Raw genomic sequence first — 237 nt, forward strand, 5'->3', positions numbered from 1 at the left:
GCGCCGACTAAAACGCAGCAAAGGCAAGCCACGATTATTTACCTCAGATGATTTTCATTATAATGAAGCAACCCAAACTTGCCGCTGCCCCGCAGGTAATGCCATGTGGCGAAGTGGTATCAATGTAAAAAGCCACAACCAGCAATACACGCGATTCTGCGGTTATTTAAAAGACTGTAAAACGTGCCCGCTACAGCAGCAATGCATGCGAAAGCCACCCATTAAAACGGGGCGACA

The 237-nt window shown here is 47.7% G+C and carries 1 protein-coding gene; it reads left to right on the forward strand.

Going from position 1 to position 237, the window contains the following annotated elements; translation table 11 throughout:
- On the forward strand, positions 1 to 237 hold a 237-nt coding region (locus AAEY68_RS21665), incomplete at both ends, for a transposase (RefSeq protein WP_350586895.1).

This window comes from Pseudoalteromonas sp. RB2-MNA-CIBAN-0110, from assembly GCF_040309305.1.
GTDB lineage: Bacteria > Pseudomonadota > Gammaproteobacteria > Enterobacterales > Alteromonadaceae > Pseudoalteromonas > Pseudoalteromonas arctica.